Source organism: Achromobacter marplatensis (genome assembly GCF_049060505.1).
In the GTDB taxonomy this organism is placed as follows: domain Bacteria; phylum Pseudomonadota; class Gammaproteobacteria; order Burkholderiales; family Burkholderiaceae_B; genus Achromobacter; species Achromobacter marplatensis_A.
The window spans coordinates 81,139-94,967 of sequence record NZ_JBMGRB010000003.1 but is presented as its reverse complement, the minus strand read 5'-3'; the positions used below and the strand labels follow the sequence as shown (position 1 = coordinate 94,967).

At 65.8% G+C, this 13,829-nt stretch carries 12 protein-coding genes; 8 read left to right on the top strand and 4 right to left on the bottom strand.

Annotated elements, in window-relative coordinates:
* Positions 1–100: 100 nt before the first annotated feature.
* The 3 genes from pgsA (at position 101) to ACI0FO_RS08640 (ending at position 3,342) form a co-directional block, all read left to right on the top strand.
* Positions 101–673: a CDP-diacylglycerol--glycerol-3-phosphate 3-phosphatidyltransferase gene (pgsA, locus tag ACI0FO_RS08650; protein ID WP_169270955.1), complete on the top strand. Its 573-nt coding sequence runs from the start codon at positions 101–103 to the stop codon at positions 671–673.
* A gap of 214 nt (positions 674–887) precedes the next feature.
* Positions 888–2,186 carry an MFS transporter gene (locus tag ACI0FO_RS08645; RefSeq protein WP_416025845.1) on the top strand — a complete coding sequence of 433 codons (1,299 nt, stop codon included), beginning with the start codon at positions 888–890 and terminating at the stop codon, positions 2,184–2,186.
* Between the two features lie 151 nt (positions 2,187–2,337).
* Entirely contained in the window at positions 2,338–3,342 is a 1,005-nt protein-coding gene (locus ACI0FO_RS08640; RefSeq protein ID WP_416025843.1) for a cytochrome-c peroxidase, read from the top strand.
* A gap of 16 nt (positions 3,343–3,358) precedes the next feature.
* Here ACI0FO_RS08640 and queF read toward each other — a convergent pair whose 3' ends face one another.
* Complete coding sequence (queF, locus tag ACI0FO_RS08635; RefSeq protein ID WP_416025842.1) at positions 3,359–4,183, bottom strand: NADPH-dependent 7-cyano-7-deazaguanine reductase QueF; 825 nt, start codon at positions 4,181–4,183, stop codon at positions 3,359–3,361.
* 322 nt (positions 4,184–4,505) lie between these two features.
* On the opposite strand from queF, the gene aceA reads away from it, so the two are divergent.
* Positions 4,506–5,825, top strand: coding sequence for an isocitrate lyase (gene aceA / locus ACI0FO_RS08630; protein ID WP_416025841.1), 1,320 nt, complete (start codon positions 4,506–4,508; stop codon positions 5,823–5,825).
* A gap of 112 nt (positions 5,826–5,937) precedes the next feature.
* Here the strand turns inward: aceA and ACI0FO_RS08625 are convergent, their stop codons facing one another.
* Positions 5,938–7,002, bottom strand: coding sequence for an NAD(P)-dependent alcohol dehydrogenase (locus ACI0FO_RS08625; protein ID WP_416025840.1), 1,065 nt, complete (start codon positions 7,000–7,002; stop codon positions 5,938–5,940).
* 107 nt (positions 7,003–7,109) lie between these two features.
* Here ACI0FO_RS08625 and ACI0FO_RS08620 point away from each other — a divergent pair, with 107 nt between their 5' ends.
* Entirely contained in the window at positions 7,110–8,006 is an 897-nt protein-coding gene (locus tag ACI0FO_RS08620) for a LysR family transcriptional regulator (RefSeq protein ID WP_416025839.1), read from the top strand.
* Between the two features lie 50 nt (positions 8,007–8,056).
* Here ACI0FO_RS08620 and ACI0FO_RS08615 read toward each other — a convergent pair whose 3' ends face one another.
* The gene (locus ACI0FO_RS08615; protein ID WP_416025838.1) at positions 8,057–8,920 is read right to left on the bottom strand and encodes a LysR family transcriptional regulator; all 864 of its coding nucleotides are present in this window, start codon (positions 8,918–8,920) and stop codon (positions 8,057–8,059) included.
* 143 nt (positions 8,921–9,063) lie between these two features.
* Here ACI0FO_RS08615 and ACI0FO_RS08610 point away from each other — a divergent pair, with 143 nt between their 5' ends.
* Genes ACI0FO_RS08610 through ACI0FO_RS08600 form a run of 3 tightly spaced genes read left to right on the top strand, consistent with a single transcriptional unit; the run spans position 9,064 to position 12,188 of the window.
* Entirely contained in the window at positions 9,064–10,056 is a 993-nt protein-coding gene (locus ACI0FO_RS08610; protein ID WP_416025837.1) for a tripartite tricarboxylate transporter substrate binding protein, read from the top strand.
* 39 nt (positions 10,057–10,095) lie between these two features.
* Positions 10,096–10,995 carry an HpcH/HpaI aldolase/citrate lyase family protein gene (locus ACI0FO_RS08605; RefSeq protein ID WP_416025836.1) on the top strand — a complete coding sequence of 300 codons (900 nt, stop codon included), beginning with the start codon at positions 10,096–10,098 and terminating at the stop codon, positions 10,993–10,995.
* Positions 10,992–12,188, top strand: a complete 1,197-nt coding sequence (locus ACI0FO_RS08600) for a CaiB/BaiF CoA transferase family protein (protein WP_416025835.1) — start codon at positions 10,992–10,994, stop codon at positions 12,186–12,188. The genes ACI0FO_RS08605 and ACI0FO_RS08600 overlap by 4 nt, the downstream gene beginning before the upstream one ends.
* Positions 12,189–12,198: 10 nt before the next feature.
* On the opposite strand, the gene bioD is transcribed toward ACI0FO_RS08600, so the two are convergent.
* The gene (bioD, locus tag ACI0FO_RS08595) at positions 12,199–13,635 is read right to left on the bottom strand and encodes a dethiobiotin synthase (RefSeq protein WP_416026591.1); all 1,437 of its coding nucleotides are present in this window, start codon (positions 13,633–13,635) and stop codon (positions 12,199–12,201) included.
* Positions 13,636–13,829 lie beyond the last annotated feature (194 nt).

Here is a 13,829-nt window from a genome sequence, read left to right as displayed (position 1 = left end):
CCAGCCCGGCCCATATCTTTGCCGGGCGACGGCCGGCGCCCGGCCGCCGCGGCGCGCCGATACAGCCAGCGTCATCCGGCTGATGTAGCATACGGACACTATGCCAATTAACGTTCCCATTATCCTGACATGGCTGCGCATCGCCATGATTCCGCTGGTGGTCGGGCTGTTCTACCTGCCCGAAAGCTGGATGTCGGTCCCCACGCGCGACACGTTCGCCGCGTGGGCGTTCATCATTGCGGCGCTAACCGACTGGTTCGACGGATGGCTGGCCCGCCGCTGGAACCAGACGTCGGCTTTCGGTGCGTTCCTGGATCCCGTGGCCGACAAGCTGATGGTCTGCGCCGCGCTGATCGTCCTGCTGGACTTGAGCCGCGTCGATGCGTTCATTTCGCTAATCATCATTGGCCGTGAAATCACCATTTCGGCGTTGCGCGAATGGATGGCCAAGATCGGCGCCAGCGCCAGCGTGGCCGTGCACCGCCTGGGCAAGTTCAAGACGGCGGCCCAGATGGTGGCGATTCCCTGCCTGCTGTATAACCAGCCCGTCTATGGCGTCAGCACCAAGCTGCTGGGCGACGTGCTGATCATCGTCGCGGCGGTGCTGACGGTCTGGTCGATGCTGTACTACCTGCAGCGCGCCTGGCCCGCCATCCGCGAAAAGGCGCTGTAAGGCGTCTGGCGCCACCCTGATTTCCACACGGCGGCGCGGCTCGCGCAAAAGGCGGCCGCCGTGACAGTCCAAGAGCGATGGCCGGCACGATCCGGCCCGGCTTGACCGCCGCATTCGCCAAGAACACAACGCCCGGGCCGCCTGGACGTTGCCGGAGACAACCCGCGCGCCGCCCCATGGCGCGCGCTACTTGCCGCTGCCGCGGCCTTTTGCAATGAACACCGCTGCGAATACCTTGCCCTCGGACGCCGATGTCCGCCGGCGCGATTGGAAGACCATCCTGCTGATCGGCGTTGCGCACGCCGCCTCGCACTTTTTCCAACTGGTGCTGCCCTTGCTGAACGTGTCGCTTGCCAACGCGTTCGGGCTGGATTTCGCCCGGGTCGGCGCGCTGGTGGCGACGTTCTACGTGGTCTCGGGCATTGGCCAGGCATCGTCGGGCTTCGTCGTCGATCGCATCGGCGCGCGCCCCGTGCTCTGGTTCGGCTTGGCGTGCTTCGTCCTGTCCGGCCTGCTGATCGGCTCGGCCAACGGCTACCCCATGTTGATGGCGGCGGCGGTCGTGGGCGGCATTGGCAATTCGGTATTCCACCCGGCCGACTACTCCATCATCAACCATCGCATCACGGCATCCCGACTGGGCCACGCGTTCTCGGCGCACGGGCTGACGGGCAACCTGGGCTGGGCGTTGACGCCGGTCTTCATGACCACGATCACCTTGCTGTCCGACTGGCGCGTGGCGGCGTATAGCGCCGCCGGCCTGGTGGCCGCCGTGCTGTTGCTGACCATCCTGGGCCGCGATCTGCTGGGCGGCCCCACCGGCCTGGAAACGGATAGCCTGGGCGACGCGAAGGCCGCCAAGCCGGCAGCCAGGCCGCAAGAAAGCGTGCTGACCACGCTGGCGACGCTGCTGTCCAAGCCGGCGCTGTGGGGCGCGTTCCTGTTTTTCGCCTGCACGTCCGTGGCGCTGTCCTCGGTGCAGAACTACACGATCCCGTTGCTGGACCAGTTGTACGGCCTGTCCGAAGTGCTGGCCAGCTCGGCGCTGTCGGGCTACATGGTGGCCTCCGCGGTAGGGATGGCCGCCGGCGGCTTCCTGGTCTCTGCCAATCCGCGCACCGAGCGCACGGTGATGGTGGCGCTACTGCTGGCAGGCCTGACGCTGGTCGTGCTGGCGCTGGGCCTGGTGCCTGCCGCGCTGGCGGCGCCCGTGGTCGGGCTGGCCGGCTTCTGCTCGGGCGTGGCCGCGCCGTCGCGCGACATGCTCATCCGCCGCGTGACGCCGAAGGGCTCGACGGGATCGGTCTACGGCCTGGTGTATTCCGGCATGGACGTCGGATCGGCGCTGGGGCCGTTGGCCTTCGGCCTGCTGCTGGACGCAGGATTGCGCCAAGGCCCCTGGGTGGGCGCTGGCGTGGCCTTCGCCGTGGCAGCGTTGCTGGCGCAATGGATCGCGGTGCAGGCACGCCGTGCCGATCCCGCCATCGCGGGCGGCGTGGCCGCCCGGTCCTGATCGCCCGCTGATCCGCCTGTTGCGGCATATCAAACCGACGTGGAGTCCATCGCGGGGCTGCGGCGCGGATTGACGCGTCGCAAGGTCGTGCTCAATCCCTCCCGATGTAATAACCATAAATATTTGGTGGTTATTCAACAGGAGAGAGCACATGAGAAAGCAGCATGCGTTGCTGGCGGCAGGCGTCATCCTTGGGCTATGGGGGGGTCACGCCGCGGGCAACCCCAGGCAGGAACCGATCCAGCCCATCGAAGCGGCGGCGGTCAAGGACCCGGCCAAGGCCGAACTGGGCAAGAAGCTGTTCTTTGACCCGCGCCTGTCGCGCTCGGGCGCGATTTCCTGCAATTCCTGTCACAACCTGGCCATGGGCGGGTCCGACAACCTGAAGGCCTCCATCGGCCACAAGTGGCAGCAAGGCTCGATCAATTCGCCCACCGTGTTGAATTCAAGCTTGAACATTGCGCAGTTCTGGGATGGCCGCGCGAAGGATCTGCGCGAGCAGGCGGGTGGCCCCATCGCCAACCCGATGGAGATGGCGTCTTCGCACGAGCTTGCGGTGCAGGTGTTGAACTCCATCCCGGGCTATCGTGCGGAATTCAAGCAGGTTTTCGGCAAGGACGGCATCACGATCGACGAAGTGACGGGCGCGCTGGCCGCCTTCGAGGAAACGCTGGTGACACCGAATTCGCGTTTCGACCAATGGCTGAAAGGCGACGACCGCGCGTTGACCGTGAAGGAATTGGCAGGCTACACGCTGTTCAAGAACAGCGGCTGTGTCGCCTGCCATAACGGCGTGGCCGTGGGCGGCAATTCGTTCCAGAAGATGGGGTTGGTCGAGCCCTATAAAACCGATAACAAGGCCGAAGGCCGAGCCGCAGTGACGGGCAAGGACGCCGATCGGTTCAATTTCAAGGTGCCGACGTTGCGCAACGTGGCACTGACCTATCCGTACTTCCATGACGGCGAGGCCGCCACGCTGACCCAAGCCGTGGACGTGATGGGCCGCCTGCAATTGGGCCGCAAATTCACGCCGCAAGAGAACGCGGACATCGTCGCGTTCCTGAAGACGCTGACGGGGGACCAGCCGGTGATTCAGTACCCGGTGCTGCCGCCGTCCGAAGACGGCACGCCGCGGCCCGAGCCCTTCCCGAAATAGGACGGGCAGGGCGATTTTACTGGCGGACGGTGCGCATGTCCGCCGGGGGCGCGGTTTCCACATTGCTGCGCCACGGGTTGATGTCCAGCCCGCCGCGGCGTGTGTAGCGCGCGTAGACCGTCAATCGCTCAGGGGCGCAGGCCTGCATGATGTCGCTGAAGATGCGTTCGACGCAGTGTTCGTGGAATTCCGCGTGCTGGCGGAACGACACGACATAGCGCAGCAGCGATTCGCGGTCGATGGGGGCGCCGCGGTAGCGGATCTGCACGCTGGCCCAATCGGGCTGGCCGGTGACCGGGCAGTTCGATTTCAATAGGCGCGAGGCCAGCGTTTCTTCAACGACATCGCCGGGCCGCGTGCGCAGCACCTCGGGCGCGGGCTCGTAGGTATCGATCTCGATATCCAGCTTGTCGATATAGATGCCGTCCATTTCGCCCATGCGCAATTCGGAAAAGCGCTGCGGCAGGAAGAAGTCCAGGCCCACCGGCGCGCCGGCGGCGGCGCTAAGGTCGCGTTCCAGGCGGCCGCGCAAGGCGGCCGAATTGACCAGCCGTGTCTGGTTGAACGAATTCAGGTACAGCTTGAATGACTTGGATTCGATGATGTTGGGGCTGTCGGCCGGCACGGAAAACGTGGCCATGGCCACGCGCGGCTTGCCTTTGGCATCCAGCCACGAGAGCTCGTAGGCGTTCCACAAGTCCACGCCCGTGAAGGGCAGGTTGCCGGCGGTAAGGTTCAGCGCCGCGCGGTTGTGCGAACGCGCGATAGGAAAAAGCAGCGAAGGGTCGTATTGCGAGGCGTAGGCGACGCTTTGGCCCAACGGGCCGTGAGACAAGGTCATGGCGGAATCAAGGAATCAGCGGTAATGGAGGCATTGTAGGCGGTCAGAAAAGGGGCGTTTTTTCATATTGTGAAATGTAAGTCTCGTCATGTGAAAGTCCCTGCTGCTCTGCAACGAGCGCGCATTTCACAGATGGCGATATCGTTCCATAATGCGAAACGTCGTTTATAAGCCATTGATTTTATAGAAAAACATTTTTCATCTTCTATAAGACATAAGCCCGCATTGCTCCGCAGCAGAGGCATAGACTTTGTCCAACGATTCACGCAATGCAAGACGCGAATCTTTTGAAGTCTTCCCATCACTGACCAGGAGCATCACTATGACCACTCGCGAAACCGAAATCCGCAATTTGCAGAAAGACTGGGCCGAGAACCCCCGCTGGCAGGGCATCAAGCGCGACTACAGCGCCGAGGACGTCATCCGCCTGCGCGGATCGATCAGCGTGCAGCACACGCTGGCCCAACGCGGCGCCACCCGTCTGTGGGAACAACTGCATAGCGAGCCTTTCGTGAATTCGCTGGGCGCCTTGACCGGCAACCAGGCCATGCAGCAGGTCAAGGCCGGCCTGAAGGCGATCTACCTGTCGGGCTGGCAGGTTGCCGGCGACGCGAACCTGGCCGGCGAAATGTACCCCGACCAGTCGCTGTACCCCGCCAACTCGGTGCCGCAGGTGGTTCGCCGCATCAATAATTCGCTTGCCCGCTGCGACCAGATTCAGTGGATGGAAGGCAAGAACCCCGGCGACGAAGGCTACATCGACTATTTCGCCCCCATCGTGGCGGATGCCGAAGCCGGCTTCGGCGGCGTGCTGAATGCCTTTGAACTGATGAAGGCGATGATCGACGCCGGCGCGTCGGGCGTCCACTTTGAAGACCAGCTGGCATCGGTGAAGAAGTGCGGCCACATGGGCGGCAAGGTGTTGGTGCCCACCCGCGAGGCCGTGGCCAAGCTGGTGTCGGCCCGTCTGGCGGCAGACACGATGGGTACGCCCACGCTGCTGCTGGCCCGCACCGACGCCGATGCGGCGGACTTGGTGACCAGCGATGTGGACGACAACGACCGCCCGTTCATCACCGGCGAACGCACGGTGGAAGGCTTCTTCCGCACCAAGGCCGGCATCGACCAGGCGATTTCGCGCGGTTTGGCCTATGCGCCTTATGCGGATCTGATCTGGTGCGAGACGTCCACGCCCAACCTGGAATACGCCCGCAAGTTCGCGGACGCCATCCATCGCCAATTCCCGGGCAAGCTGTTGGCGTACAACTGCTCGCCGTCGTTCAACTGGAAGAAGAACCTGGACGACGGCACGATCGCCAAGTTCCAGCGTGAATTGGGCGCCATGGGCTACAAGTTCCAGTTCATCACGCTGGCCGGCTTCCATTCGCTGAACTACGGCATGTTCGAGCTGGCCCATGGCTACGCCCGCCGCCAGATGAGCGCGTTCGTGGAACTGCAGCAAAAGGAATTCGCCGCCGCCGAAATGGGCTTCACTGCCGTGAAGCACCAGCGCGAAGTGGGCACCGGTTATTTCGACGCGGTCACGCAGACGATCGAAGGCGGCCAGTCGTCGACGACCGCGCTGACCGGCTCGACGGAAGAGGCCCAGTTCGAACACGGCAAGGCGCAGAAGGTGGCCTGATCGCCTGTAGGGAATTACGCAGTTGAAGTTGCAGTTGTAGGTGCTGTTGTAGGGTGGATTCAGGGTGCCTTCGGGCACCCTTTTTTTTCATATCCCCCCTAGCGGTCGCGTGCTACGCGGCGGCCGGTTCCGTCGCCAGCGATGCCATGTCGATCACGAAGCGGTACTTCACGTCGTTGTTCGACAGGCGTTCGTAGGCCTCGTTGACCGATTGGATCGGCACGATTTCCACGTCGCTGACAATGCCATGCTTGGCGCAGAAATCCATCATCTCCTGGGTTTCTTCCATGCCGCCGATGGCGGATCCTGCCAGCGTCTTGCGGCCCAGGATCAAGTTCGCGCCCGGGATCGGGTCCAGCGGCGTCAGCGCGCCCACCAGCGCCATGGTGCCGTTCAAGCCCAGCAGCGCCATGTACGGGTTCACATCATGGCTGACGGGCACCGTATTCAGCAGGAAGTCGAACGTGCCGGCATGGGCCGCCATCGCTTCGGGATCGCGTGAGACCAGGACTTCGTCGGCCCCCAGACGCTTGGCGTCGCGCCCTTTATCGGCCGACGTCGTGATCATCACCACATGCGCGCCCAGCGCGCGGGCGAACTTCACCCCCATGTGACCCAGTCCGCCCAGGCCGATGACGCCCACTTTCTGGCCGGGGCCGACTTTCCAGTGGCGCAGCGGGGAATAGGTGGTGATACCGGCGCACAGCAGCGGCGCGACGGCCTTCAGGTCAAGCGTGTCGGACACTTTCACGACGAAGTGCTCACGCACGACGATGCGGTCGGAATAGCCGCCAAAGGTCAGCTGGTCGCTGCCACGCTCGCGGTCGTTATAGGTCAGCGTGGCGCCTTCCTCGCAGTATTGCTCCAGGTTCAGGCGGCAGGCCTTGCAGTGCAGGCAGGAATCCACCATGCAGCCCACGCCGGCGTAATCGCCCGCCTTGAACTTGGTGACGTTCTTGCCGACCTGGGTGACGCGGCCCACGATTTCGTGGCCCGGCACCATCGGGTAGACGGAATTGCCCCAATCACCGCGTGCCTGGTGCAGATCGGAGTGGCAGATGCCGCTGTACATAATCTCGATCAGCACGTCGTCGTCGCCGGGGTCGCGTCGGGTGAAACTGAACGGGACCAGCGGGGTGTCGGTACTGTGGACGGCGTAGCCTCGGGCTTGGATCATGATGGCTTCAAAGGAATGTTGTTAAGCAGGCGTTCACAATATTCCTGGGGCGCTCCGGGTATCAAGCAAGAATTTCCGCATGTTTTATTCAAAGAATTTGCATAATCATGCTGCCCGATAACCTGTCCCACCTGGCCGCTTTTTCAGCGGTAGCCCGACACAGCAGCTTTCGCCGCGCCGGAGAAGAGCTCAGCCTGTCCACGTCGGCGGTCAGCTATGCCATCCGCAACCTGGAAGAAAGGCTGGGGGTAAACCTGTTCAACCGGACCACGCGCAGCGTGGCGCTGACCGACGCAGGCCAGCGGCTGGCCGAGCGCCTGCTGCCGGTGCTGCACGATCTGGGCGACGCGCTCGAGGAAATGAACCACTTCCGCGGGGCGGCCTCCGGCACATTGCGCATCAACACGTCGCGCGCGGCTTCCTACATGCTGCTGATGCCCTTTGCCGCGCGCTTCCTGGCGGCCTACCCGGATATCCGGCTGGATATCGCGGAAGACGACAGCTTTGTCGATATCGTCGGGTCCGGTTTCGATGCGGGCGTGCGTCTGCTGGAGGCCGTGCCTGAAGACATGGTCGCCGTGCCGATCGGCCCCAGCCTGCGCGTGGCGGTCGTCGCGTCGCCCGCCTATCTGGCAGGCCGCGAGATTCCCTTGCATCCCAACGACTTGATGCGGCATGAGTGTGTGCGCTACCGCTTTAACAGCGGCCGCTACTACAAATGGGAATTCGAGAAAGACGGCGTGGCGCTGGAAGTGGACGTGCCCGGCCGCATCTCGTTAAGCGACGTGCATGCCGAGGTGCGCGCCGCCGTCGACGGCATCGGCATTGGCGCCGTGCCGGAATACTACGTGAACGATCTGCTGGCAACGGGCCGCCTGGTGCGGCTGCTGGAGGACTGGTGCCCGCCGATACGGGGTTTCATGCTGTATTACCCACGGCAGCGGCGGGTATCGTCGGCGTTGCGGGCGTTCATCGACATGGCCAAGCGGGAAGGCGGCGCCTGAGTACCGCCGTGCTTTCAGCCGGCGCTGCGGGAGGCTACGGGTGGGATGGGCTACGGACGTGGCCGCGCGCCTTCCAACAGGGCCTGCACCAGCCGGTTGTCTTGGTCCGTCAGGCGGCACACGAACGAAATCTGGCGGTAGGGCGCCTGTTTGCCCAGCGGCAGCACGCGTACCGGATGCACGTTCAGCAGGTTCGGGCCGGGCTCGGGCAACACGCACACCCCCAGGCCGGCCGACACCAAAGCCGTCAACGCCGCCAGCGATTGCATCTCGATGCGGCAGCGCGCATGCGGCGCATGCTGCGCGACGTAGCGTGCGGCAAGCCGGCCGCCGATCGTGGTCTTGTCGAAACGGATCCATTCGTACTGTTGGAATAACTCGGCGATGCGCGTGCCGTGCGAATCGGGCGGCGCGATCAGGACCAGCGTCTCGCGGAACAGCGGGGTCCAGGCCAGGCGGCTGGAGCCACCCGTTTCGGGTTGCGTGATGATGGCGGCGTCGATCTCGCCTTTTTTCAGCTTCTCGGTAAGCTCCGTGGCGCGTCCCCGCACCAGCCGCACGTCCAGCAACGGATAGCGTTCGCGCAATGTGCGCAGCAACGGCGGCAACAGCGTCACTTGCAACGGTTCGATCGTGCCCAGGCGGACCCGGCCTTCCACGGCAGGCGTGCTGCGCCGCCGCAGTTCGTCCAGCCGCGCCAGCGCGTCCTGCAGCACCGCATCGACTTCTGCCGCAAAGGCGTTGGGCCGCACTTGCAACGCCGACCGATCGAACAGAGGCTGTCCGAAATACGCCTCCATCTGCTTCATCTGCAGGCTGACCGCGCTGGGCGACAGGCTCATGTCCGCCGCGCCCGCCGCGAAGCTGCCGCCCCGCAGCACGGCGTTCAGGGTACGGAAAGACTCGATCTTCATCAGAAATCCTCACGTAGTGTTTTAAGAATCCTCGCTTTATATCACCAGGCGGGCGTCCTAGTATTCGTTTCAGACAAAACGACAAGCGGCTGGAACGCTGGCGGACGACGCCCTGCGGACAGACTGCAACCGAGGAGACTTCCATGACCAAGACCCTTGCCGGCCTGCGTGCCGCCTTATTGCCCGCGCTGGCGCTAACCCTGGCGCTGAGCGCGCCGGGCGTGGCCGCGGCACAGGCTGCGCCCGCCGTTCCCGCGACCATCACGATGGTCGTGCCGTTCCCGCCGGGGGGCAGCAACGATGTATTCGCCCGCGTGCTGGCGGAAAAGCTGGGGGCCCGCCTGTCGACCACCGTCATCGTGGAAAACCGGCCGGGCGCGGGCGGCGCGATCGGCGCCGAGTATGTGGCCCGCGCGCCCAAGGACGGTTCCGTGCTGATGCTCTCGTCTTCCACGCTGACGACCAATGCCGCGGTGCAGACCAATTTGAAGTACGACGTGGTGCGCAGCTTTGCGCCCGTGGCGATGCTGGCGCGCAGCCCGATGGCGCTGGTGGTGGGCAAGGACTCGCCCTACCAGTCCATGGCCGACCTGCTGGCGGCGGGCCGCAAGGAGCCCGGCAAGCTGACGTATGGCAGCGCCGGGCTCGGGTCGGTTAACCAGATGGCCAGCGAAATCCTGGCCGGCGGCGAAAAGACCTCGTTTACGCACGTGCCTTACAAGGGCATGTCGCACGCGTTGAACGATCTGGCCGGCGGCCGGGTCGACTTCGTGATCGGCAGCTTCGCGTCGACCGCATCGCTGCTCAAGGGCGGCAAACTGCGCGTGCTGGCCGTGACCTCGCCCGAGCGGTCGCAGTTCTATCCGGCGCTGCCAACGATCGGCGAAGGCCAGCCCGGCTATTCGGTGGAACTGTGGTGGGGCGTGCTGGCGCCGGCGGGCACGCCCGCGTCTTTGGTGGACAAGCTGAACGCCGAGATCCGCGCCATCGTCAACGACCAGAAGATGCGCGCCATGTTCGCGGAAGAAAGCGCCGTGCCGGCCGAACTGACCGTGCCGCAATTCGCCGAGCTGGTAAAGGCCGATGCCGCCAAGTGGAAGCAGGTGGCCCGCGACCGCAACATTTCCATCCAGTAGAACTCTTCGCATCAACCCTTGATTTCCTGAGTGCCAAGCATGAGAAGCAAACTGTTCGTACCCGGATCGCGCCCTGAGTTGTTCGCCAAAGCGCTGGCGGGCGCCGCCGACGCCTTGTCGTTCGACCTGGAGGATGCGGTGGCGCCCTCGCGCAAGGATGAAGCGCGCGCTCATCTGGCCCGCTTGCTGGCGGCGCCGGAAGCCGCCGCATCCGGCAAGACGCTGATCGTTCGCGTCAACGCGCTGGATTCCGGGCAGTTCCATGCCGACGTGCAGGCCATCGTGCGGCCGGGGCTGCATCTGGTGAACCTGCCCAAGGCAGAGCGCGAGGCCGACGTGGTGGCGGCAGCCAGCGCGGTCGAACAAGCGTGCCGCGCCAATGGCGTGGACGGGCCGGTGGGGTTGCTGCTGAATATCGAGTCGCCGCGCGCATTGCGCCGGGCGGCCAGTCTGGCGGCGGCGCATCCCAGCGTGGCGGGCCTGCAACTGGGGCTGGGCGACCTGTTCGAACCGGCCGGCATCGCCCGCCGCGAACCGGCGGCGGTGCAGCAGGCGATGTTCGCGCTGCGCATGGCGGCCGCCGAGGCGGGTGTGTTCGCCTACGACTCCGCCTTCGCCAATATCGAAGACGAAGCCGGCTACCGCGCCGAGGCGGAACTGGCCCGTAGCCTGGGCTATATCGGCAAAAGCTGCATCCATCCGCGTCAGGTGCCGCTGGCCAACGCGGCATTCCGTCCTACCGATGAAGAGATCGCGCATGCGGGCAGGGTGGTGCAGGCCGCGCGGGAAGCCTCTGCCAAAGGCACGGCGGCGTTCGTGGTGGACGGGCGGATGATCGACGGCCCATTTCTGCGCCGCGCCGAAGCGGTGTTGCGGGCGGCCGCCGGGCTGGGCCTCACGGACCCTTCAAATACCGCCAACGCGGCGGAGGCCCAATGACGGCCCCCGCCATGCAAGCGACGGGCGGTCCGCTGGCAGGCGTGCGCGTCCTGGACTTAAGCGCCTATATCGCCGGGCCGTATGGCTGCACGCTGCTGGCGGATCAGGGGGCGGACGTTATCAAGGTCGAGCCTCCCAGCGGTGACAACCTGCGCAAGTACCCGTCCACGCTGGAGGCCGAAAGCCGCGCCTTCCTGGGCGTGAACCGCGGCAAGCGCGGACTGGTCCTAGATCTGAAAAACTCGGATGCGCTGGCGGTGCTGCATGAATTGGCGCGCCAGGCCGACGTACTGGTGCACAACTTCCGGCCCAGCGTGCCGGCGCGCCTGGGCATCGCATACGAGCAACTGGCCCAGATCAACCCAAGGCTGATCTATTGCGCCGTCACGGGCTATGGCGAAACGGGTCCGTTGAAGGATAAGGCGGGCTACGACCAGGTGCTGCAGACGATGACCGGTATGTGCGCCCTGCAGGGCAAAGCCGAGGGTCCGCCCGAAATCCTGTACGGATCGGTGGTGGACTACTACGCCTCGTCCATGGTGGCCGCCGGCGTGGCGTCGGCGCTCTATGAACGCGAACGCAGCGGCCGCGGCCAGTTCGTGGGCGTGTCGCTGTTGCGCAGCGCGCTGGCCCTGCAATCGGCAAGGCTGATCTGGGCCGAAGGCGAACCGCGCGAGATCGGCCGCGACATGCGGTCGGGTGGCATCACGGGCATCCATCCCACGGGTGAAGGCTACCTGTACATCTCGGCCAATACGCCGCATTTCTGGCAGGCGCTGTGCGCCAAGACTGGGCTGTCGGAGCTTGCCGCCAACGAGCGCTACGATTCGGTGCGCAAGCGCGCCGAACACCGCGACGAGATCGTGCCGCGCCTGCATGCGGCGCTGCGCGCGCGCACCGCGCTGGAATGGGAGGCCTGGTTCGGCGAAGAAGTCCCCTGCGCCGCCGCGCGCGGCGTGGAGGACATGTTCGACTTCCCGCAGGTGCAGGCCGAACACATGGTGGCGACGTTCGCGCATCCCGTGGTGGGCAGCTACCGGGGATTCGCCCAGGCCATCAAGTTCGGCCGCAGTCAGCCCGACAGCCCGCGCGCCGCGCCCGCCTTCGGGGAACATAGCGAAGCGGTGCTGACGGAAGCGGGAATATCGCCAGAACGCGTGGCGGCCCTGCGGGACCGCGGCGCGCTGGGATAAAGCGCCAGGGTTACTCCGCCACGGCCGGCGCCGCGCCCAATGCCGCCAGGCATTCCTGCAGCGGGGGAATGTCGCGCGCCAGCGCGTCGACGGCGGCGGCGTCCACGTTGGCCAGCGGCGGAATCTCGGCCAGCACGCGCACGTCGCCGAAGCGTTCGATGGCTTCCTTGTTGCCGGCCGACAGCGGGCCGCTCATGATGACGCCCAGCACGGGGATGCCGCGGCGCTTAAGCGCCTCCAGGCTTAAAAGCGTGTGGTTGATCGTGCCCAGTCCGCTGCGCGCGGCCAGCACCACCGGCATGTCCAGGCGGGCGATCAGGTCGATCATCATGTGCGTGTCGTCGATCGGTACGTACAGGCCGCCCGCGCCTTCCACGATCAACGGGGCGCGGGTCGCCGGCGGCACGATGGTGGTGGCGTCAACCACCGTGTCTTCCAGCGTGGCGGCGGCCCAGGGCGAAAGCGGCGCCTGCAGCACGTAGGCGGGAAGGTGCAGGCGTTCGGGCGGCAGCCGGGCCAATTGCGCGACGGTGTCGGTGTCGCCGGGTTCTTCGGACACGCCGGTTTGCACCGGCTTCCAGTAGTCGGCGTTCCAGGCGCGCGCAAGGATCGCTGACACCAGCGTCTTGCCGATGCCGGTGTCCGTGCCGGTCACGAAAACCCCCGTGGGGCGTTGCGTCGTTTTTTTCCACATACCGTAGGCCAGGTGATACGTCACCGTGGCTCCTTGTTCGTCAAATGCCGCCAGCACGCGGCGCAGCGCGGTCGGGCCAAGCGGCGCGCGACCGGGGGCGGGCGTGGTGGCGCCGATGCCTTTCAGGCCCTTCAGGAAAGTCAGGCCGTCAGGATGATTTTGTATCAGCCGTTCGCCACGCACGCCACCGGCCAGATTGCCCATGGCCGGACGGATGGCGGCGCGGGCGGGATAGCGTGGCGTGGCGGCCACGAGGCCCGCGGCGTGGTGCGCGGCTCGCCATTCGTCGAAGGTGCCGTCGGCCAGGGTCGCCACGGCCAGATGGCCGCCCGGCGCCAGTAGCGCGGCCAGGCGGCCCAAGCCCGCGTTCAGGTCTGTGAACCACTGCACGGCCAGGCTGGAGCAGATCAGGTCATACGGGCCCGCCAGCCCATGGGGGTGTTCGCCGTCCAGTACCTGGTAACGGGCCGTGCCGGGCAACCCCGGCCCGCGCCGCACCGTGTCCAGCATGGCGGGCGAGATGTCGGTGACCGTCCAGTCGGCCGGTCCCAGGCGGCGCGCCAGCGCCCGGGTCAGCAGCCCGGTGCCGCAGCCGATCTCCAGAATGCGAGGGCGCGGGGGCAGGCGCAGCCGGGCGATATCGGCGGCCAGCCGTTCCGCCGTGACACGCTGGATGGGCGCATGGTCTTCATAGCCCGGCGCGGCCGCGCCGAAGCGCGCGGCGATTTGCGGGCCGCGTGGCGCCCGGGTCACTCGGCGGATGAATCCGGCGATATGACGCGCGCACCACGGCGCATCCGACACCGGCAGCAGATGGCCGCCTTGTTCCCGCTCGTGCCGCTCGCCGTCCGGGCGGGCCGCAAACGCCGCCTGCGTCATCGTGGCGGGGACGATCGGGTCATTCTGTCCCGTCAGGATCAGCAGCGGGGCGGGCAGGGCCGCCAGCG